Genomic DNA, 21,159 nt, shown 5'->3' with positions numbered 1-21,159 from the left:
TCCAGATCGCGAACTGCAGACACATCCCCCCGGTCCTGCCGCCGCGTCACGCGCTCGCAGCCCCGGTCATTTCCACTCGTGCCGCCAGCATTTGGCGGCACCTCACCTTTAACCCGCAGGATGAGCCGAGCCAAGGTGCCGCTTCCTTGCGGATGGAGTTTTGATGATGACGACACGCATGTTGATCGACGCCCGCCACACCGAAGAAACCCGGGTGGCGGTGCTCGAAGGTAAGCGCATTGAAGAGTTCGATTTCGAGTCTACCGACCACAAGCAGATCAAGGGCAATATCTACCTCGCCAAAGTTACGCGCGTAGAACCCAGCCTGCAGGCGGCCTTTGTCGATTTCGGCGGCAACCGCCACGGGTTCCTCGCCTTCAGCGAAATACATCCCGATTACTATCAGATACCGCACGAAGATCGCCTCAGACTCCTCGAGGAAGAAGCCGCCGCTGCCGAAGAGGAAGAGCGGCTGAGGGCCGAGGAGGAAGAGCGGGGCAATTCTCCTGGCGAGGAATACGATGCGGATGAAGATACGGGTGAGGCTTTCGTCGAGGAGATGGCGGAGGACGGCGTCGAGGAAGTAAATTCCTCGGAGAAGGAAGACGTCGCCACCATCGAGGAAGGGGTAATTGCCGACGGCGACGCGGGCGATGCCGGCAGTGACGACGAAGACGCGGATGAGAACGGCGACAATCGCGCAAACCGTCGCGGCCGTGGCCGGCGGCAAGGCCGCTCCCAGCCCAAGGCGATAGACGATGCACGCGAACGCCGGCTTGCGCTGCGTCGCCGTTACAAGATCCAGGATGTGATCCAGCGACGCCAGGTGCTGCTGGTGCAGGTCGTCAAGGAAGAGCGCGGCAACAAGGGTGCGGCGCTGACCACATATCTCAGCCTTGCCGGCCGTTACACCGTGCTGATGCCCAATTCATCGCATGGCGGCGGCATCAGCCGCAAGATCGCCGCGACCGGTGACCGCAAGCGGTTGAAGCAGATCGTGGCGGACCTTGGTCTGCCGCGCAGCATGGGGCTGATCGTGCGTACAGCTGGCCTTTCCCGCACGAAAACCGAGATCAAGCGCGACTTCGACTACCTCGCGCGCCTGTGGGATGAAATTCGCGAAAACACACTGTCTTCGACCGCTCCTGCGCTGATCCATTCGGACAGCGACCTCATCAAGCGAGCCATTCGCGATATTTATCACCGCGAAATCGAAGAGGTGATTGTCGAGGGGGAGGACGGTTACAAGGCCGCCAGACAATTCATGAAACTGCTGATGCCCAGCCATGTGCGGCGCATCAAGCCTTACTCCGACCCGGTTCCGCTGTTCCAGCGCTTCGGCGCTGAGGATCAATTGCGCGCGCTCTACGATCCCGAAGTGCAACTGAAGTCGGGTGGATACATCGTGATCAACCCGACCGAGGCGCTGGTATCCATCGACATCAACTCCGGCCGCTCCACCCGCGAACACGGGATCGAACAGACTGCGGTGGCAACCAATCTGGAAGCGGCGAGAGAAATCGCGCGTCAGCTGCGCCTGCGCGACATGGCCGGCCTTGTCGTAATCGACTTCATCGACATGGAACGGTCGAACAACGTCCGCAAAGTCGAAAAAGCGATAAAGGAAGCGCTGAAGAACGACCGCGCGCGTATTCAGATCGGCCGCATCTCCTCCTTTGGGCTGATGGAGATGAGCCGCCAACGGCTGCGTACGGGCGTATTGGAAGCGACCACGCGCGAGTGCCCGCATTGCGACGGGTCCGGCCTGGTGCGCACCGCATCGTCAGCCGGCCTGTCGGCGCTGCGGCTCATCGAAGAGGAAGCCGCCAAGGGCAAGGGAAGCCGGATCACGCTGTCAGCCAGCACCGAAGCCGCCATCTACCTCCTCAACGCCAAGCGGGCTGACCTGCGCGAGATCGAGGAACGCTACGGCGTGTCGGTAGAGGTTGTCCCAGAAGGGGAAGATGAAGGCGCAAAGATGGCGGTCGCAAGCAGCGGCCCCCGACCGACGCACGCGCCCAGGTTCGACCCGATCATCGACGACGAACCGGAAGATGATGCCCTAGCTGACGACGCTGAAGCCGAGGACGACGAGCGCGAACCCGTTCGGAATGTGGAGAACGGCGGAGACCAGCAGAAAAAGAAGCGGCGGCGGCGCGGCGGACGTGGCCGGAACAAGGCCCGCGGTGGCGAACACGACACCGACGAGAATGGCTCTCTCGATGAAGCGAATCGCTCCAGGGACGAGGAGCCCACCGATGCTCAGCCAGAGGAAGGCGCAAGCGACAACGCAGAGCGCAAGCCGCGCAAGCGGCGTCGCGGCGGCCGCGGCCGCAAACGACAGGACGATCAGTCACCGGCCGAGGCCGATTTCGGCGGTGCCGCAGAAGCAGCGGGCGAGCAGCTGATCGAAAGCATCGCCGTGGTCGCGGGACCTGACGAGGCGCCTGAAACAGCCGAAGCCATGGCCGCCCAGCAGGACGCTGAGGCAGCCGATCCGGCAGACAAGCCAAAGCCCAAGCGTCGCACCCCGCGCAAGCGCAAGACGGAGGACCCGGTGGTCGGCGCGCAAGACACTGCGCCGGCAGAGCCCAGCGAAGCGCCTGCCGATGAGCCGGCCCCGGTAAAGCCCGCGCGCCGGCGTGCTGCCGCCAAGAAAGACGAGGACGAAGTGGCGGCTCCCAAGGCGGAAGCCGCCAACGACACCAACGAGACGAGTGGCGTCACCGAAGAGCCGAAGGCTGTTCGCCGCGGATGGTGGCAGCGCACCTTCGGCGATTGAGCGGCATCGACAAACAAGCAGCCTGGCGGATGACAATGCCGTATCCGCCAGGCCAGCGACCGCGACGCACATGACACAAGTGACCGGCGTTGTTCTGGCGGGAAGTCGTCCCGGCGCAGATCCTCTGCTGGCGGGCAGCGGAGTGACGACCAAGGCGCTGCTGCCGGTGGGTGGTCGGCCCATGCTGGCCTATCCCCTGAAAGCCTTGGGCGACGCCGGCCTGTTCCAGCGGCTCCTGGTTTGCGCCCAACGCCTGCAGGACCTGGAACGCACGCTGCAGCCATTTGCGTTTGTCGAAGCGCGATCTTCGAAAGCCAGCATCGCAGCCACACTGGAAATGCTGCTGAAGGAGGAGCAAGGTCCGCTGCTGGTCACCACCGCCGACAACGTCCTGTTGACGGCGGAGATGGTGCAACACTTCGTCGAGGAGGCACGCGGCGCTGACGTCGCGGTGGCGATGGTGGAGCGCAGGACGCTAGAGGCGGCGGGTTACTCGACACGGCGGACCTGGCTCAACTTTCGCGGCGGTGCCTGGTCGGGGGCGAACCTGTTCTGGCTGGCCGGGCCGCAATGCCTTCCGCTGATACGGTTCTGGGCGAGCATTGAACAGGATCGCAAGAAGGGCTGGCGGATCATCTCTGCCTTCGGACCGCTGCTTGCGCTTCAGGCGGCGCTCCGGTTGGCGAACATCGGCGCACTGGTGCGGCGGGCCGGTCGACGCTTCGGCATCGCCGCCAAACTGGTCGCCATGCCGCAGGCAGAAGCTTGCATCGACGCCGACACACCTGCGGACATCGTTCTGATAGAACGTATTCTGGCGCAGCGTGAGGCAGGAGCTGCCGGCGCGTGAGAACTGCACTGTTCCTGTTCAACCACGATGCCCCGCATCAAGTGGCGCATCTGGCGGGAACCGCAGCGGCCTTTGCCCGCCTGTATCCGCAGCACCGAACCGTGATCGCCTATGCGACCGTGCCGATCAGGCGGGCGATAGAGCGGATTGCGCCCGCCCCAGACCTTGCGGCGGTACAGTGGCACGAACTGGCCCTGCCGGCCTGGACCAAGCCGGTGACAGCCCTCGATAGCCTGGTGCCGGCAAGCCGGTTGCTGCGACTGCGCAACCACGCCGACCTGTTTGCCCGCGCCGATGCAGTGATCTCGACCGAACGCACTTGCCTGAAGGTCAAGCGCTTCATTCATCCCCGCGATATGCCGATGTTCATCCGCATCCCGCATGGCGCCGGCGACCGCAACGTCACCTATCACCCGGATTACCGGCAGTTCGACCGCATCCTGCTCGCCGGGGAGAAGGCAGTTCAGCACATGACGGCGGTTGGTGTGGCACGGGACCGGCTGCGCACCGTCGGCTATCCCAAGTTCGACGCAGTCGACCGGTCGCCCCGGCCGCGCCTGTTCGGCAATGATCGCCTGACCTTCGTGTACAACCCGCATTTCGATCCGCACCTGTCGAGCTGGTACGACGTGGGACCAGCGTTGCTGGAATGGTTCGCCAGCAGTGAAGGTCAGGATTTCAATTGCGTGTTTGCGCCGCACGTTATGCTGTTCCGCAAACGGCTGCACATCTCCCCAGAATACCGCAGAGCGCGGCTGCGGCCGGACATTCCGGCCTCCGCGATGCGGGCTGACAACATCGTCGTCGATCTTGACGGCCCGCGCCTGTTCGACATGACCTACACGCTGGGCGCCGATGCCTATCTCGGGGATGCGTCGAGCCAGCTGTACGAGTTCCTGCTGCGGCCGCGCCCTGTGTTTCTGCTCGACCCCAGGGGGGCGCTTGCATCCGAGGGTGAGGCCAGCCTCCCGTTCCTGGCGGCTGGCCACCGGTTTGCCGGAGTGGATGGCTTGGTCCAGGCAATCCGCGCCTCCCGCGATCTGCACAATGACTTCGCGCAACCCCAGCAAAGGCTGTTCGACCATACGTTTTCCATGACGGACACCCCGGCGCCCGAACGCGCGGCAGCAGCTATCGCCGACGCACTGGCCAGCGCGCAGCGGTAAGGATGCGGATCGATTACATCATCAATTCGATGGAAGGCGGCGGGGCGCAGACGCCTGTTCCCCGCATTGTCGGCGCGCTGGAGGCAGCGGGTGCGCAGGTTCGCGTGCTCGCCCTCACCCGCCGCAACGGGCTGGCGATAGAGCGGCTGAGCGCGGCCGGCGTCGACCTGGTAATCCGCGACGGCGGGGAGGCGGATCACCTCGCCGCGCTGAAGTGGTTTCGGCAGCAGGCCCGCGAACGGGGCACTCAGGTGCTCTGGACATCGCTCACCCGCGCGACCCTGCTGGGTCAGATTGTCGGGCAGCAACTGGGTCTGCCGGTGGTCAGCTGGCAGCATAACGCTTATCTCAAGCCCGCCAACGAGCGGCTGCTGCGCTGGCGCGCAGGCAAATCCGCGCTGTGGGTTGCCGACAGTCAGCAGGTGGCGCAGCTCACCCTTACCCGGTTGAAAGTGCCTCCTGACAGGCTGGTCACATGGCCGATCTTCGCCGCCGACCCGTCGGTGCCGCAGGCGCAGGGTTGGGCGCCGGACACCCCGATCGTCATCGGCAGCCTTGGGCGGCTGCACCCGAACAAGGGTTACGACGTCCTCATCAATGCCATCGCTTTGCTGAAGCGGCAGGCGACCACGCCATTGCCGCAATTCCGAGTCATCATCGGCGGCACGGGCCAGGATGAAGCCGATCTTCGCGCGCAGGCAGACTCCGCTGGCGTTGCGGAGGTGGAACTTGCCGGCTTCGTCACAGACTCGCACCGATTCCTCGCCACCTTGCATCTGTATGTGCAGCCGTCGTTGCGCGAAGGGTTCTGCGTTGCCGCGCACGAAGCGATGCAGGCCGGGCTGCCCGTCGTCGTCTCTGCCGTTGGCGAAATGCCGTTCACGGTGGACGAGAGTGTCGGCAAGACTGTGCCGCCGGGCGACATTGCAGCGCTGGCTGCCGCGCTTACCCAGATGCTGGCACATCCTCAGCAGCTGTCCGGGATGGGCAAGAGCGCCCGGGCGCGGGTGTTCAGCAAGTTTCCGCCAGAAGCGTTCGATGCGACCGCGTCTCACATCGTCAGCCGTCTCCGCGTCTTGCTGGAACGGCGTGGCAAGCCGTTGTCGAGGGTCAGCACCCCCTGACCGCGGCAGCCGGTTCGCTGCCGCAGAAATGGCATTATTGTTCCCGCCTTGTGTCAGCAGGCAAAATCCTTAGATGGATTGGCAACACAGCAGGAAATTGAGCAGCATGGCGACGTTCACCCTTCCCAAGAATTCCCGCATCACCGGCAAGTCGCGTGAACACAAGGCGGAAGGCGGCACCCGCATCAAGACCTTCAAGATCTACCGCTATGATCCCGATAGCGGGGAAAATCCGCGTTACGACCGTTTTGCCATCGATCTCGACCAGTGCGGCCCGATGGTTCTGGATGCCCTGTTCAAGATCAAGCACGAAATCGACCCCACGCTGACGTTTCGCCGATCCTGCCGCGAAGGGATCTGCGGTTCATGCTCCATGAACATGAACGGTCGAAATGGACTCGCCTGCACCACCGCGATCGCCGATCTGAATGGCGAAATCCGCATCACGCCCCTGCCTCACATGGAGGTAATCAAGGATCTGGTGCCGGACTTTTCGCACTTCTACGCCCAGTACGCGTCGATCCGGCCATGGCTGCAGACGGTTTCAACCACCCCCAGCGGCAAGGAACGGCTGCAATCGCCTGAACAGCGGGAGAAGCTGGACGGGCTTTACGAATGCATTCTGTGCGCCTGCTGTTCCACCGCGTGCCCGTCATACTGGTGGAATTCCGAAAAGTTTCTCGGTCCGGCCATCCTGCTCCAGGCCTATCGCTGGCTTGCCGACAGTCGCGACGAAATGACTGGCGATCGCCTCGATCAGCTTGAAGATCCGTATCGCCTGTATCGCTGCCACACGATCATGAACTGCGCGAATGTGTGCCCGAAGGGGTTGTCACCGGCAAAGGCGATTGCCGAAACCAAGAAGATGCTTGTTGAACGGCAGATGTAACCGTTGACGGACCAGAGCCAGCCGTTCTTCGACTACGGCCCTGACCCCGCGAACCCAGGCTGGCACACCTGGGATCTGAAGGACCAGACACGCTTCAATGCTGCGGTCATGGGCAAGCTGATCGTCCGCCGGGAGGGCGGAGCCTGCCGTCTGCGCATGTTTCCCGAACGGCGTCACACCAACGTCCAGGATATGGTGCATGGGGCGGTGACGCTGTCGCTGGTTGACATTGCGCTCTTCGCGGCGCTCCGAACACTGAGCGACAACGAGCCGGGCCGAGCGGTGACGCTGGAGTTATCCAGTCACTTCATTGGCGCTGGCAAACCCGACCGTCCGCTCGACGCGGTCACGGAACTGCTACGGGAAACCGGCCGCCTTGTGTTTCTGCGGGGACAGGTGGTTCAGGACGATCACCTTGTCGCATCCTATTCCGCCATGGTGCGCAAGGCGGCGAGCGGGTGAGCACCATCCTCCAGCGCTACGACGCGCTAAGCCTTGCGGGCGAGTTGAAGCCTGACGCGGACCAGCGCGCGGCCGTTCTGCGCTTGCAGCGGCTGCAGGACGAGTTAACGCAGGAGCGAAAGGCTGGCCTGCTATCCCGATGGTTCGGCAGCGCCCCGCCAGCGCCGCGCGGCATTTACATGTGGGGCGGCGTGGGTCGCGGCAAGTCCATGCTGATGGACCTGTTTGTAGAAACGCTATCGATTGCCGGCAAGCGGCGGGTACATTTCCACGAGTTCATGCTGGAAGTCGACAGGCGCATCCGAACCGCGCGGCAAGCTCAGACGGGCGATCCAATCGGCTCCGTCGCAGCGCGCATCGCGCAAGACGTCCGCTGCCTCGCGTTCGACGAGATGGTGGTGAACAACACGGCCGATGCCGCAATCATGGCGCGGCTGTTCACCGCTCTGATCGTTGACGAGGGAGTCATCGTCGTCACCACGAGCAACAGACCGCCGCACGACCTTTACAAGGACGGGCTGAATCGATCCCTGTTCCTCCCATTCATCGCGCTGGTTCTAGAGCGGCTTGATGTGCTGCCTTTGAACGGACCGACCGATTATCGACTGGATCGACTGGGCGGCTTGGCCACATGGCACACGCCCTTGGGCGACGCTGCGACGGCGCAGGTGCGCGAGGCGTTCTTTCGCCTGACCGATTACGCGCCTGAAGATGCCGCGCATGTGCCGGCCGCCACGCTGGATCTTGGCGGCGGACGCAATCTGCATGTTCCCAAAAGCCTCAAGGGCGTCGCGGTGTTCAGCTTCAAGCGGCTATGCGCGGACAACCGTGGGGCCGCAGATTACCTCGCGATCGCCCATTCCTATCATACCGTGATCCTGGTCGGTGTGCCGCGCCTGGGGCCGGAAAACCGCAACGAGGCGATCCGCTTCACGAAGCTGATCGACGCTTTGTACGAGAACAAGGTCAAACTGTTCGTCACTGCCGCCGCACGTCCTGCTGACCTCTATCCTCATGGCGATGGATCTTTCGAGTTCGCCCGCACGGTGAGCCGCCTTGAGGAGATGCAGAGCGCCCGGTACATGGCGCAGGGACACGGAGAAGGGTAGCCTTTCGCACGGCCAGCGCGGATTGACCTGGGCTGGCTTGAATCCGTTTCGAGGCCGACGACGCCAGGCATCTGCGTCCCAAAGCCTCGTCGCCTTTTCAGACCAGCATTTCGCGTGCCGGGCCGTGGCCGAGAAACTGCGCAGGAGACGCGGTCGCGCCGTAAGCCCCGGCGCAGAACACCGCGACCAGATCGCCAACTTCGGCCCGCGGGAGCCAGCCATTGTCCGCCAGCCGGTCGAGCGGGGTACAGAGCCTGCCCACCACGGATGCAACTTCGCTCGGAACCTGCGTGAAACGGCTGGCGATCGCGATGGGGTAGTTGCGACGGACTACTGTACCGAAATTACCGGAGGCCGCGAGTTGATGATGCAGCCCCCCATCGGTGATCAGAAACACCTGTCCATGACTCACCTTTCGGTCGAGAACACGGGCGAGATAGATGCCTGCCTCGCCCACGATGTAACGGCCAAGCTCGATATGCAGGGACGTGTCTGCGAGGGTCGGCGGAATGGTCGCGAACATGTCCTTCAGGGCCGCGCCGACAGCCGGCAGGTCGAGCGGCGTGTCGCCGGCGAAGTAGGGAATGCCAAACCCGCCCCCCATGTTCAGCGTCGGCAGCGGAGAGCCGATCTCCCGCGCCAGTTGGTCCGCCAACGCCAGCACCGCATGCTGCATGGCGCTCACCGCATCCGCGTCTAACGCCTGGCTGCCGGTGAATATGTGCAGTCCGCGAAACTCTGCGCCCTCTGCGATCAGCGCGCGGGCCAGCGCCGGCACCTGCGCGGCGTCAATGCCAAAGGGTTTCGCGCCGCCGCCCATCTTCATTCCCGATCCGCGCAGGGTAAAATCCGGGTTTACGCGCAGCGCGGCTCTCAGTCGCTGGCCTGCCTTTCGGCTGATCGCGAGTGCTCGATGCAACTCACCTTCGGATTCGATGTTCACCGTGACGCCGGCCAGAATCGCGGCCGACAGTTCGTCGTCTCCCTTGCCGGGCCCGGCGAAACTCACGCGTGCAAGGTCGATCCCAGCCGCACGGACCAGCGCCAGCTCTCCGCCGGATGCGATGTCGAAACCATCCGTCAGGCCCGCGAGCAGCTGGAGGATCGGACGAAAGGGATTGGCCTTGACCGCATAATTGACCTGCAAGCGGTGTGGCAGCGCCGCCCGCAACTGCGCCATTCGCTGTTCAATCATTTGCCGGCTGTACAGAAACAGCGGTGTGCCCCCGGCGCGCTCGACCCAGTGGCTCACCGGCTGGCCTCCTATCGCCAACTCGCCATTTATGGCCTCGAAGGCCGCCGGCACCGGGCCGAGCGGTTTGGCCGCTGGCGCAACGCTCCGGGTATCAGGCTGCATCAGGCGTCCTGGTCTCGGTAAGTTCCCTCACCAGCCGCTGCCGGTCGATCTTTCCATTGGGACCGAGCGGCAGCGCGTCGCGCCAGGCAATCTGCTTTGGCTGCATGAAACTGGGCAATTCGCGCGCAAGGTGCTGCACAAGACGGAGCTGAGTGGCTTGCGCCATCCCCATAGAGCCCCGCACGACCAGATACACGGCCTGCCCCAACTGATCGTCAGGCAGGCCGAAAGCGACCGCTTCGGCCACCACTCCGCTGGTCAGTGCGGCGGCTTCCACTTCTTCAGGACTGATCCGGTTGCCTGCGCTCTTGATCATCTCGTCTTGTCGGGCAACGAAGTAGAGCAATCCGTCCGCGTCCCGCCGCACCCGGTCGCCCGAACAGACAGCCATCCCGCCGTAGCAGGACCACGCGGGCGCGGGACGAAACCGCTGTGCCGTTCGCACCGGGTCACGCCAGTAACCTTGGGTCACAAGCGGACCGCAGTGGACCAGTTCGCCTTCCTCACCTGCCGCAGCCGGCAACCCCGCATCGTTGACGACCAGCACTTCGGCGAAGGGCACGGGGGCGCCGATAGAGGTTGGATGGGTCGCGACCATATGCGGAGGGAGGTAGGTGGAGCGGAATGCCTCGGTCAGGCCATACATCGGCACGATATCGACGTTGCCGAAGGTGCGCCGCATGGTGCCGATCAGGCGCGGCGTAAGCGCACCGCCGCTGTTGGTCAGCCGCTTGAGCGACCGGGTCGCTTCGTCTGGCCAGGTGACCTCGCAAAGCTGCGCCCACAGCGGCGGCACGGCGGCGAGCGTAGTCACTTGATGCCTGTCGCAGGCCTTGGCTACGTCGCGCGGCAGAAGATAGTCGAGCGGCGCAACCGCTCCGCCTGCATACCAGGTGCTCAGCAACTGGTTCTGCCCGTAATCAAACGCCAGCGGCAGCACTGCGAGCGTCACGTCTGTCGCTTCCAGCCGCAGATAATCCGCCACCGCCATCGCACCCAGCCAGAGGTTGCGATGCGAAACCATGACGCCTTTGGGCAAGCCGGTTGATCCGCTGGTGTAGAGCAGCGCGGCGAGCGTGTCAGGATCGGCAGACGACGGCGGCAAGGGCACGGCGGATCGCGCGCGCAGCAAGACCTCCCCTTCCTCCGCCGTTCGGCAAAATGGCGGGATGTCCGCCGCTTGCAGACTGTCGATCCGGGCAGTGTTGGCGATCAGCAAGGCCGCCCCGCCGTCGTTCAGTATGTGCCTCACCTGCGCCCGCTTGAGCAGCGGATTGATCGGGACGTGCACCAGTCCGGCCCGCACTGCGGCGAGCGGCAAGGTGCAGGTCAGCTCACCCTTCGCTGCCCAGCTCGCGATCCTTGCGCCCGGCTCGAACTGCGTGGTCAGCCACGCTGCCAGTTGGCCGACGCGACGCTCAAGCTGCGCAAAGGTAAGAGTTTCCCCGCGAAGGATCAGCGCGCTGTCGACCGGCCTCCCGCGCAGCGGCAGGCTGTCGAGCGGTGGCGTGGCGGGAAAAGGCGACGCAGGCAGGACCATGGGGCGCTTCTTAGAAGTAGTGGCCGTGCCCGTCCATTCCTTGCCCTTGCTGCCAGGCGCGCTTAAGGGCGGCGCGAAATCGCTTTTTGAACAGCCGCAACAACAGGATGGAAGAATGATTGTCACACCCGCCGCGACGCAGGTGAGCGGCACGTCAGATGAGGCGGCCAATCTGTCGGTCAGCCGCGCCGAAGCTGATCAAGGTTTGCGCCAGATCCTGCGTGATACGCTGCAGATTGATGCGCAGACTGTCGCAGCGCTGCAGCCTGACAGCGGCCTGTTCGGTGCCCTGCCGCAGGTCGATTCGATGGCCGTCGCACACCTGTTCACAGCCCTGGAAGATCACTTCACCTTCACGGTTGAAGATGACGAGGTGGATGGCGAGATGCTGGAAACCTATGGTGCACTGCTGGCCTTTGTCGAACGCAAGCTGACCGCAGGTTAGCGGGTAAACAGGCTTGTCAGTTCCACGTGGGTTGACCAGCGAAACTGGCCTACCGCACGGATGCAAGCGAGGCGATAACCGGCGGCGGCCAGAAGACGGGCATCGCGCGCCCAGCTTGGCGGGTTGCAGCTCACATACGCGATGCGTTCGACTGCGCTGGCGGCAAGCTGCTCCACCTGAGCTTTCGCACCGGCGCGTGGCGGATCAAGGATGACGCCCTTGAAACGTTTCAGTTCAGGGGGCTGCACGGGCGCTCTGAACAGGTCGCGATGCACCGCCTCGCTTGATCCGGGCAAACGACGAAACGCATCACGGCTAGCCAGATGTGAGGAACGTTCAGCCTCAAACGCTGTCACTCCGCTTCCCGCGGCCGCCAGGCCCAGCGACATTGTCCCGAGGCCTGCAAACAGGTCGGCGACTTCGGGGCAATTGTTCACAAATGTCTTCACATCCTCCTGGAGCACCCTTTCCCCGTCGAGCGTGGCCTGAAGAAACGCGCCCACCGGCAGTCGGACTTCCACGCCGCTGAAGACTACCGTGACCGGCTGCGGCTCCCACAGCGTTTCCGCGCCCCAGCCGCTATCCAGTGACAGGCGTGCCAGACCATGCTCCTGCGCGAATGCAAGCAGGGCCTCATGCATCCGCAGCCCGGCAGGCAGCGCGCCTTTGACCAGGCAGTCGACGCCCCGGGGCGTGTGCGTCAGATGGACATCGGCGGCACCCTTGCCGAGAAGAAGGTGCAGCAGTTGCCGTAACGGGGCAAGCAAAGCGAACAGGTCCGGATGCAGGACATGGCATTCCTTCATATCGACGATGCGGTGCGATCCTGCTTCCCTGAAGCCAAGCGCGACCTTTCCGTTCAGCTTGGCTGCATGCAAAGCTGTCCGCCTGCGCGTGCGCGGCGGAGAGAGGTGTGTCGGCAGAACCGCGTCAGGTTCAAGTCCCTGCCCTGCTGCTGCGTTCACGACCCTGTCGGTGACAAACCGCGCCAGCACCTCCTCGTCGCAATGCTGCAACTGGCATCCACCGCAGCGACCGAAATGGCGGCATGGCGGCACTGCGCGATGCGGGCCAGGCAAGATGTCGCCAGCGATGCCAAGCGCATCGCCCGGCACCGCGCCGGCCACATGGCGCCCTGCCGCGGTAACGCCATCGCCCTTGGCGGCCAGCCTGACGATCGGATCAAACTTGGTCAAAGGAGACTTCTGTAAGCCGATGAAATGCCGTTCGCCAGCTCTCCTGCGGTAAACGCCGGCCCGCAGTTTCTCGCTGCCTCCGCGTGCAGCCACACCGCCTCTTCACAGGCCTTGAACGGGTTGCCGGCCATCGCCAGACGGCTGACAACGATGCCGGCGAGCACATCGCCCGAGCCGGCGGTCGAAAGCCAGCTGGACGGCGACGGAAAAAACCGAAGGTTCGCCCCATCGGTCAGCACATTGTCAGCCCCCTTGGCCAACACGACTGCACCACTGGCAAGCGCGAGAGCCCTGGCCTGCGCAACCTTGTTCTCGCCCGTTATGCGAAATGTACGACAAAGCGCGGCCAGCTCTCCGGCATGCGGCGTGAGGACGACCGGCGCGGAACGCCGTGCCAGATCGTTCTTCCCCAACACCACCAGCGCATCAGCATCGAGCACCAGCGGCCGGTCCGCGCCCAAGGTGGCCCACAGACGCGTGCGCGCCTCCTCGTCCCTGCCAAGGCCCGGACCCACCAGAAGTGCCCGGATGCGCTCGTCACGCAGGGTGTCGACGAGGTCGCCGGGCTCGATGACCAGACCGGCAGGCGCCGCCGGATGCGAATGCTCGGAAAACAGCTTCACGTATCCCGCCCCCGCCCGCATGGCCGCCTCGCTCGCCAGCACTGCGGCCCCGGTCATCGCGCCGCCGACTATGCCGGCAAGGCCGCGGGTGTATTTGTGGCTGGCAGCTTCGGGAGCGGAAAGCGTCGGGCGCGGCGACAGCGACGCTGCGGAACCGGGCACGTCCATTCCGAGAGGAACCAGCCGCCGTTCACCCATCAGCGGCAAACCCGGCATCAGCCAATGCGCCCTCTTCCAAGCGCCCAGGGCCAGTGTCAGGTCGTATCGTTCCAGCCGCTCGTCCAGCAATGCGCCGGTATCCGCGTCTACTCCGCTCGGCAAGTCGATGGCGACAGCATAGTCGTGCGTTCCCCGCAGCTTACGAAGCAAATCGGACAAGTCGTCTGGCAAGGGGCGCGTTAACCCGGTGCCGAACAGGCAGTCCACGAGCACCGCCCCGCGCGCGTCGCTGGCAATGGTTCCGCCGTAGCGCGATCGGGCTCCGCGCGCGACGTCGGTTCGGGGGGGCAACGGCGCCACCACCGTCACGTCGATACTCCTCTGCCGCAGAATCTCGGCAATGACGTAGCCGTCGCCGCCGTTGTTGCCGGGGCCGCACAGCACGGTGACGCTGCGGCCGGCCGCGATGCGCCAGACCCATTCAGCCGCGCCCCGCCCGGCCCGCAGCATCAGCTTATCCACGCTGACGCCGCGGTCCACCAACTGATCCTCCGCCGCGCGCATTTCGGCCGCGGTGAGAACCGGCTGCGGAGCAGTCACCGCAGGGCTCCGGCCAGCATCCACCATCGGGGGTGGGCGGCAGCGATCGACGCAGCGGCGGCGTCCCGCTCCGCCGGGTCATCGAACAGCGCGAAGCAGGTCGCACCCGAACCCGACATCCGCACCAGCCACGCGTCCGTTGCGCGCAGCGAGGCGAGGACATCGGCGACGGGCGGGCACAGGGCTATGGCAGCCGGCTCCAGATCGTTGCGCCCTCCCCGCGCCACGTCCCGCATCTTGCCTGCCGGCAGCGCGCCCCGATCCACTCCATCCCACCGCGCAAACACGGCCGAAGTGGCCAGTGGTTCGCGCGGGTTGACGAGCAGGACGGGTGAGCCGGAGAGATCGTTCGCAACCGGGGAAAGCTCCGCCCCTGTCCCTCGCCCGATGCACGGCTGGCTTTCCACGCACGCCGGAACATCGGCGCCCAGCCGAACGGCCCTTGCGGGCCAATCCTCGGGCAGGCCATGCCGCTCCCGCACGAGGCGGAACACCGCTCCGGCATCTGCCGAACCGCCGCCAAGCCCCGCGGCAACCGGAATGTTCTTCTCCAAAGTGATCGCCATTCCGTCGGGGCGAGGCAGGGCGCCAAGCGCCCGCGAGACCAGATTACCGAACGGGCTGCCAAGCGCCGGCGCAAATTCGCCCGCAACACTCACCTTGTCCTGTTCCGCGGTGCGGGCGGTTAATCGGTCGCCAGCATCAACGAACGCGAACAGGGTTTCCAGTTCGTGATAACCGTCGTCCCGCCGCCGCCGGACATGAAGCGCCAGGTTGAGCTTGGCGTAGGCTGTTTCGACCTGGGTCACCTTGAGGCTACATGTTCGGGTAATTCGGCCCGCCGCCGCCTTCCGGCGTCACCCACTCTATGTTCTGATTGGGATCCTTGATGTCGCACGTCTTGCAATGGACGCAGTTCTGCGAATTGATGACAAACTGCGGCTCGCCTTCCTCTACGCCGACCCATTCATACACACCCGCCGGACAATAGCGGGTCGACGGCCCGGCATACACCGCCAGTTCACTGTCCCGTTGAAGCTCCATGTCCTGTACCTTCAGGTGGCACGGCTGATCTTCGGCATGGTTGACGTTGGCAAGGAAAACAGAGGACAGGCGGTCAAAGCTTATGACATTGTCGGGCTTGGGGTACTCAATCGGCTTGAACAGGTCTGCCCGTTGCAGGTGCTTGTAATCGGCCTTGTGCTTCATGGAGTAGGGAAGACCGATCTTCAGCGTGCGCATCCACATGTCGGCGCCCGCAATGATCGTGCCCAGATCGGCACCGAACTTCGACACGGCCGGCTGCGCGTTCTGCACGGCCTTCAGCTCCCGGGCGATCCAGCTGTTGCGGACCGCCTCGTCGTACTCGTCAAGCTGTGCGTGGATGCGCCCTTGCGCGATGGCGGCGGCGACTGCTTCTGCCGCCAGCATCGCGCTCTTCATGGCGGTGTGGCTGCCCTTGATGCGCGGCACGTTGACGAAGCCGGCCGCGCATCCGACCAGCGCGCCGCCGGGAAACGCAAGCTTGGGCACCGATTGCCACCCGCCTTCGTTGATGGCGCGCCCGCCATACGCGACCCGCTTGCCGCCTTCCAGGTACTCTCTGATTGCAGGATGCTGCTTGAAGCGCTGAAACTCCTGAAACGGCGAGACATAGGGGTTCTTGTAATCGAGCGCGGTGACGAAGCCGATTGCTACCTGATTGTTCGCCTGATGATACAGGAACCCGCCGCCCCAGCTTTCGCTTTCGGACAGCGGCCAGCCCTGCGTGTGAATGACGCGCCCCGGCACGTGCTTGGCCGGGTCGATGTCCCAGATCTCCTTTACGCCCAGCCCATAGATCTGCGGCTGGCAATCCTTCTCCAGATCGTATTTCGCCTTCAGCTTCTTGGTCAGGTTGCCGCGGACCCCTTCGGCGAACAGCGTGTACTTGGCGCGGATTTCCATGCCGGGCTGATAGTCCGGCTTATGGCTGCCATCAGCCGCTACGCCCATATCCTGAGTTATCAGGCCGCCGACGGACCCGTCCTCGTTGTAGATGACCTCCGCCGCCGGAAAGCCCGGAAAAACCATCACGCCCAGTTCTTCCGCCCGCTCCGCCAGCCAGCGGGAAAGATTGGCGAGCGAGCCGGTATAATTGCCCTTGTTCGACATGAAAGGCGGCATGATCGCATGGGGCAGGCTGTACTGCTTGGTGCGGGTCAGAACCCAGTGCCAGTTGTCCGTCACGGGCGTTTCAGCCATGGGGCAACCCATGTCCCGCCACTCGGGCAACAATTCGTCCAGTGCCTTGGGATCGACGACCGCGCCTGACAGAACATGCGCGCCTATCTCCGACCCCTTCTCCAGCACAACAACCTCAAGCTCCTCATTGATCTGCTTGAGCCGGATTGCCGCAGAGAGGCCGGCGACCCCACCGCCGGCGATGACAACGTCGCAGTCCATGCTTTCGCGTTCGGTCATTGTGTCGAGGCTTTCTGTTCAAATGTGCTTGCCTCTGAGTTGAGGGATGGCATGGTGCCCGTCAAGAGCCGCCAGCCCAGTGAACAACCCGTCCTCCCTCTCGCCTGCAAACCTGTTGTCCCGCGACATCGGCTCCATGCTCGACTGGTGGCGGCTGGCGGGTGTTGATTATGCCTACACCGATACGCCGCAACCATGGCTTGCAGAGACGGTGGCGGCGGCCGCTGGCGCCGAGGCTAAGACGCCAGTGGTCGCGGTCGCCACCCGGCCCCTGCCGGAAGCCGCGCCGTCGCCGCAGGCGGAGCCCATTGGCGGCGCGCGAAGTGGCTGGCCACAGGACTTGGCACAATTTCGCGAGTGGTGGTTGACTGAAGCCAGCCTCGCGGACCGCGGCGCCTTCCCCCGCCTTGCACCTGTTGGTGGGCCGGGTGCCGAAATCATGCTGTTGGTGCCGATGCCTGAAGATACCGATCGGGCCGTGTTGCTCGACGGGCCGGACGGGCAGATGGCACAGGCGGTACTGCGTGCGATGGGCGCTACCCCTGCTTCGGCTTATCTTGCTACCGTTCTGCCGCGCCACATGCCCCTGCCCGACTGGCCCGCACTTGCGTCACGCGGGATAGGCGATATCGTCCGCCTTCATATCGCTTTGGCGAAGCCGCGCCGGGTGGTGGCGCTTGGCCGATCGGTAAAGAATTTGTTTACCAATGACGATGCAGTTTTCTGCGGACCGGGCTTGGACGAACTGCGGCGCTCAGCCCGCCGCCGGGAGCGGTTCTGGAACAGCTGGCTGCAATGGACGGGGGAAGCAACATGAAGCTGACACGCAAGGCCGCGTTGGCGGTGATCGCCACTGCGCTGCCGCTCGCGACGGTGAAGGCGCAGACAATCGACCTGTCCAAGGTGCGAAGCGATACCGCGCAACCGCTCCGCGATGCCGAGCGGGGGCAATGGCGTGAAATTCTTGCCGCCTTCGATGCGGGCGATTGGGTTCGGCTCCAATCGCTTCTTGCGGCACAGCCCGAATCCCCTCTTACAGGTTTTGTTCTTGCCAAATACTACACCGCGACCAACAGCCCGCGCACCGAGCTGCCGCAGATCGAGCAGTGGCTGGCGCGCTATTCCTATCTGCCGCAGGCCGAGCAGATCCTGCGGCTGGGTCAGACACGCGGTCTTGCTGCCAGCTATCGCCTGCCGCCGCGCAACGCGGTGCAGCGCGTGGCGGCGATCAGCAAGCGCATGCGTCCCCGCTCTGCCGACGATGGAACCATGCCGGCGGAGATCGCCGCGGCAATCAACGACTACATCAAGAACGATGATCCGGACAGCGCCCGCCTGCTTCTCGATGGCGTGGATGCGGGTCTCAGCACCGCCGCGCGCGCTGAGTGGCGGCAGCGTGTCGCCTGGTCTTATTACATAGAAAACCGTGACACCGCCGCGCTGGCGCTCGGCCAGCGGGTGCGGGAAGGCAGTGGCCCATGGGTGGCAGAAGGCGACTGGACCAGCGGTCTAGCGGCATGGCGCCTTGGTGACTGCACCAGCGCATTGGACGGGTTCGCCCGCGCTGCCAACGGAGCGGCGGACTCGGAATTGCGAACGGCGTCCCATTACTGGGCTGCGCGCGCCGCGACCCGGTGCCGCAAGCCTGCAGAGGCTGCCAGGCACCTCAGGAGCGCAGCCGGGGATGACGAAACACTGTACGGGATGCTTGCCCGGGAACAGCTGGGCCAGCCGCTGCCCGCGACGCACATCGTGGCACCGATGACGAGCGAGGATTGGCGCACGGTGGCGCGACGCCCGAACGCGCAACTAGCCGTTACGCTGGCGGAATTGGGTCGCGACGTGTGGTCGAGCGAAGCGCTGCAACACGAGGTGCTGACTGGCGAGCCTTCCGGTTTTCCCGTGCTGGCGCGCCTAGCCCGACAATTGAACCTGCCCCGCACCCAGATCTGGATGGGCATGAACGTACCACGCGGAGCGCAGGCCGATCCGGCGCTGCGTTATCCCAGCACGCAGTGGCGACCTGTGGAAGGATGGCGGGTGGATCCCGCACTGGCTTTCGCGCACGCACTGCAGGAATCCAATTTCGCCGCAGCTGCCGTCAGCCCCGCCAACGCGATCGGCCTCATGCAGGTACGCCCGATCGCCGCGCGGGACGTGGAAGGGCGCGCCAGGTTGAGCGCGCAATACTCGGACCTTAAGGATCCGTCGACCAATCTCACCTTCGGGCAGCACAATCTTGAAAAGTTGAGCGAAGCTCCGGCTACTGGCGGTGCGTTGCCCAAGGTGATGGCGGCTTACAACGCCGGCCTCACGCCGGTGGCGCGCTGGAATGCCGAAGTCCGCGATCAGGGCGATCCGCTGCTTTACATGGAGTCCATCCCCTTCTGGGAAACGCGCAGTTACGTATCGATCGTCATGCGCAACTACTGGATGTACTTGCGCCAGCGTAATGACCAAGCTCCCAGCCGTTCCGACCTGGCGCAGAACCGCTGGCCTGCTTTTCCGCGTGGCGAGCCGTCGCTGGCGGCCAGATAGCTCGATCCAGGAAGATGCGCGGCAGACGCTAGCATAACGCTAACGTTCCTGTTATGTTCTGCGCATGACAGAACAGCCTGTTGAGCCGATAAAAGGGCGCGGCGCGCAATCCGCTGCGCTGTCTGCACGTTTCGGCCTCGCGAGCGTGGAAGTGGACGGCGACTGGCGCGACCATGTCGCTTCGCTTGGTGGGCCGCCCGTCAAGCTCAGGACATCGGTGGTGCAAGAGCACCCGAGGACAATCCTCACCTTTAACCAGTCACCCGACATCGCCTTTGACCGTTCGGTGAACCCGTATCGCGGCTGCGAGCATGGATGCATCTACTGCTTTGCCCGGCCTACCCATGCATACCACGATCACTCTCCAGGGCTGGATTTCGAAACCAAGCTGTACGCGAAACCCGCGGCCGCCCGGCTCCTGCGCGAAACCTTGGCCAAGCCGCGCTATCGTCCGGCCCCGATCGCCCTTGGCACCAACACAGATCCTTATCAGCCGATAGAACAGCGCTTTCGCATCACGCGCGAAGTTCTCCAAGTCTGCCTTGACAGCCGGCACCCGGTGACGATCACCACCAAATCTGACAGGGTGCTCGCCGATCTCGATCTGCTGGAGTCGTTGGCAGAGCGGCAGCTGGTGGCGGTCGCAATCTCTGTTACCAGTCTTGACCCGCCCCTGTCCTCGAAACTCGAACCGCGGGCGTCTGCTCCGGCGAAACGCCTTGCCGCCATCGGCAAGCTGGCCGATGCCGGTGTGCCGGTGCATTGTTCCATCGCACCGGTGATCCCCGCAATAACGGACAGCTGTCTGGAAGACATCGTCGCGGCGGCGGCGCAGATGCGTGCTGGTTCGGTGGGGTGGATTCCGCTGCGGCTACCTTACGAGGTAGCTCCTCTCTTTCGCGAGTGGCTGTCCGTCCATTTCCCTGATCGGGCAGGCAAGGTGATGAGCATCGTGCGCTCGATTCGCGGTGGGCGGGACAATGACCCGGATTTCTTTTCGCGGCTGCGCCCCACGGGCGTCTGGGCCGACCTGTTCCGCGCCCGCTTTCGCGCCGCCTGTAGTAAGGCCGGCATCAACAAGACGCGCTTCGAACTGAATTGCCGCGACTTCCTGCCTCCGGCAACGGGCGGGCAGCTGCGACTTTTTTGACGCGGATGCCCCGGCATTCATCAGATGATAACCATCCACCGCTAATGTGCGAAGCCCGGCCGGAGGTAAGAGGGACTGCAGATGCAGCGGGTGGTGTTGGTGGTGGCGAGCTGCTCACTGCTGCTGGGTGCCTGCGGACGCGACATCGCTGCGGAACCGCTGGCCGCCTTCGACCTCACACAACCCGCAGTCGTCGAGAGTGTCCTGGCCGAGCTGCCACCGGAAAGCCGGGGCGCCTTCGCTACCTTCACGATTCACCATCTTGCGAGCTCAACGGCGTTCTGCGGCGACGTTCTGGTCAACGAAGCCGGACGTGAACCGGCGACCATCGGCGAGGCCATCCGGCTCACCATCGCGCGCGAAGCCGACCTGCGCCGTGACGAGCAAGCGGTCGATCTGGCCGCCCTGTCCCCGGCGGAACGTCGCGAGTACCGCCTCGCTCAGTTGCTGGAAGCGCACGAGCATCTGGTGGACCGGCGCGAGAATGCGATCATGCTGAACGGCGATGCCGTCCGACAGGAGGAGGCCTTCAGGCATTTGGAGCAGGAAATCGCCAGGTCACGCGCGGATATTGCCGCCATGCGCGCCGCCACTCCCGCCGCCACCGGCTCAACCTGAAGGTCAAGCGGTGGACGTGGCAGCCTCCTGAATAGGGCACCGCAAATCGTCGTCCCGCAATCGGCTCGATGAATTTCGCGGGCCGTGC

Annotated in this window: 18 protein-coding genes; 12 read left to right on the top strand and 6 right to left on the bottom strand. The window is 64.4% G+C overall.

Features of this window, described 5'->3' with window-relative positions; translation table 11 throughout:
• The first annotated feature begins 166 nt into the window (after positions 1-166).
• From LHJ54_RS10175 to zapE, 7 genes are all read left to right on the top strand, one after another.
• Positions 167-2,782: a ribonuclease E/G gene (locus LHJ54_RS10175; protein WP_228244352.1), complete on the top strand. Its 2,616-nt coding sequence runs from the start codon at positions 167-169 to the stop codon at positions 2,780-2,782.
• A gap of 70 nt (positions 2,783-2,852) precedes the next feature.
• Entirely contained in the window at positions 2,853-3,632 is a 780-nt protein-coding gene (locus LHJ54_RS10170) for a nucleotidyltransferase family protein (protein WP_228243779.1), read from the top strand.
• The gene (locus tag LHJ54_RS10165; protein WP_228243778.1) at positions 3,629-4,798 is read left to right on the top strand and encodes a hypothetical protein; all 1,170 of its coding nucleotides are present in this window, start codon (positions 3,629-3,631) and stop codon (positions 4,796-4,798) included. Before LHJ54_RS10170 ends, LHJ54_RS10165 begins: the two co-directional genes overlap by 4 nt.
• 2 nt (positions 4,799-4,800) lie before the next feature.
• Entirely contained in the window at positions 4,801-5,922 is a 1,122-nt protein-coding gene (locus LHJ54_RS10160; protein ID WP_228243777.1) for a glycosyltransferase, read from the top strand.
• Positions 5,923-6,028: 106 nt separating this feature from the next.
• On the top strand, positions 6,029-6,811 hold the full coding sequence (locus tag LHJ54_RS10155) for a succinate dehydrogenase iron-sulfur subunit (protein ID WP_228243776.1): 783 nt from the start codon (positions 6,029-6,031) through the stop codon (positions 6,809-6,811).
• 3 nt (positions 6,812-6,814) lie between these two features.
• Complete coding sequence (locus LHJ54_RS10150; RefSeq protein ID WP_228243775.1) at positions 6,815-7,273, top strand: PaaI family thioesterase; 459 nt, start codon at positions 6,815-6,817, stop codon at positions 7,271-7,273.
• The gene (gene zapE, locus LHJ54_RS10145; RefSeq protein ID WP_228243774.1) at positions 7,270-8,382 is read left to right on the top strand and encodes a cell division protein ZapE; all 1,113 of its coding nucleotides are present in this window, start codon (positions 7,270-7,272) and stop codon (positions 8,380-8,382) included. Before LHJ54_RS10150 ends, zapE begins: the two co-directional genes overlap by 4 nt.
• A 97-nt stretch (positions 8,383-8,479) precedes the next feature.
• On the opposite strand, the gene LHJ54_RS10140 is transcribed toward zapE, so the two are convergent.
• Positions 8,480-9,739 carry a pyridoxal-dependent decarboxylase, exosortase A system-associated gene (locus LHJ54_RS10140; RefSeq protein WP_228243773.1) on the bottom strand — a complete coding sequence of 420 codons (1,260 nt, stop codon included), beginning with the start codon at positions 9,737-9,739 and terminating at the stop codon, positions 8,480-8,482.
• Positions 9,729-11,279, bottom strand: a complete 1,551-nt coding sequence (locus LHJ54_RS10135; protein ID WP_228243772.1) for an AMP-binding protein — start codon at positions 11,277-11,279, stop codon at positions 9,729-9,731. Before LHJ54_RS10135 ends, LHJ54_RS10140 begins: the two co-directional genes overlap by 11 nt.
• A 115-nt stretch (positions 11,280-11,394) precedes the next feature.
• Here LHJ54_RS10135 and LHJ54_RS10130 point away from each other — a divergent pair, with 115 nt between their 5' ends.
• On the top strand, positions 11,395-11,724 hold the full coding sequence (locus tag LHJ54_RS10130; RefSeq protein WP_228243771.1) for an acyl carrier protein: 330 nt from the start codon (positions 11,395-11,397) through the stop codon (positions 11,722-11,724).
• On the opposite strand, the gene LHJ54_RS10125 is transcribed toward LHJ54_RS10130, so the two are convergent.
• Genes LHJ54_RS10125 through LHJ54_RS10110 form a run of 4 tightly spaced genes read right to left on the bottom strand, consistent with a single transcriptional unit; the run spans position 11,721 to position 16,765 of the window.
• Positions 11,721-12,920 carry a class I SAM-dependent RNA methyltransferase gene (locus LHJ54_RS10125; RefSeq protein WP_228243770.1) on the bottom strand — a complete coding sequence of 400 codons (1,200 nt, stop codon included), beginning with the start codon at positions 12,918-12,920 and terminating at the stop codon, positions 11,721-11,723. The genes LHJ54_RS10130 and LHJ54_RS10125 overlap by 4 nt on opposite strands.
• Positions 12,917-14,302, bottom strand: coding sequence for an NAD(P)H-hydrate dehydratase (locus LHJ54_RS10120; RefSeq protein WP_228243769.1), 1,386 nt, complete (start codon positions 14,300-14,302; stop codon positions 12,917-12,919). The genes LHJ54_RS10125 and LHJ54_RS10120 overlap by 4 nt, the downstream gene beginning before the upstream one ends.
• On the bottom strand, positions 14,299-15,111 hold the full coding sequence (locus tag LHJ54_RS10115) for a 4-(cytidine 5'-diphospho)-2-C-methyl-D-erythritol kinase (RefSeq protein ID WP_228243768.1): 813 nt from the start codon (positions 15,109-15,111) through the stop codon (positions 14,299-14,301). Before LHJ54_RS10115 ends, LHJ54_RS10120 begins: the two co-directional genes overlap by 4 nt.
• 7 nt (positions 15,112-15,118) lie before the next feature.
• Complete coding sequence (locus LHJ54_RS10110) at positions 15,119-16,765, bottom strand: electron transfer flavoprotein-ubiquinone oxidoreductase (RefSeq protein ID WP_228243767.1); 1,647 nt, start codon at positions 16,763-16,765, stop codon at positions 15,119-15,121.
• A gap of 79 nt (positions 16,766-16,844) precedes the next feature.
• Between LHJ54_RS10110 and LHJ54_RS10105 the strand changes: the two genes are divergently transcribed.
• From LHJ54_RS10105 to LHJ54_RS10090, 4 genes are all read left to right on the top strand, one after another.
• A complete protein-coding gene (locus LHJ54_RS10105; protein ID WP_228243766.1) occupies positions 16,845-17,582 on the top strand; it encodes a hypothetical protein in 738 nt (245 codons plus the stop codon).
• Entirely contained in the window at positions 17,579-19,303 is a 1,725-nt protein-coding gene (locus LHJ54_RS10100) for a transglycosylase SLT domain-containing protein (protein ID WP_228243765.1), read from the top strand. Before LHJ54_RS10105 ends, LHJ54_RS10100 begins: the two co-directional genes overlap by 4 nt.
• 64 nt (positions 19,304-19,367) lie before the next feature.
• Entirely contained in the window at positions 19,368-20,453 is a 1,086-nt protein-coding gene (locus tag LHJ54_RS10095; RefSeq protein WP_228243764.1) for a PA0069 family radical SAM protein, read from the top strand.
• 81 nt (positions 20,454-20,534) lie between these two features.
• A complete protein-coding gene (locus tag LHJ54_RS10090; protein WP_228243763.1) occupies positions 20,535-21,071 on the top strand; it encodes a hypothetical protein in 537 nt (178 codons plus the stop codon).
• Positions 21,072-21,159 lie beyond the last annotated feature (88 nt).

It is taken from the genome of Porphyrobacter sp. GA68 (genome assembly GCF_022605525.1).
Lineage (GTDB): Bacteria > Pseudomonadota > Alphaproteobacteria > Sphingomonadales > Sphingomonadaceae > Qipengyuania_B.
Note: the sequence above shows the minus strand (reverse complement) of the source record. Positions and strands in the feature narration are given on the sequence as shown.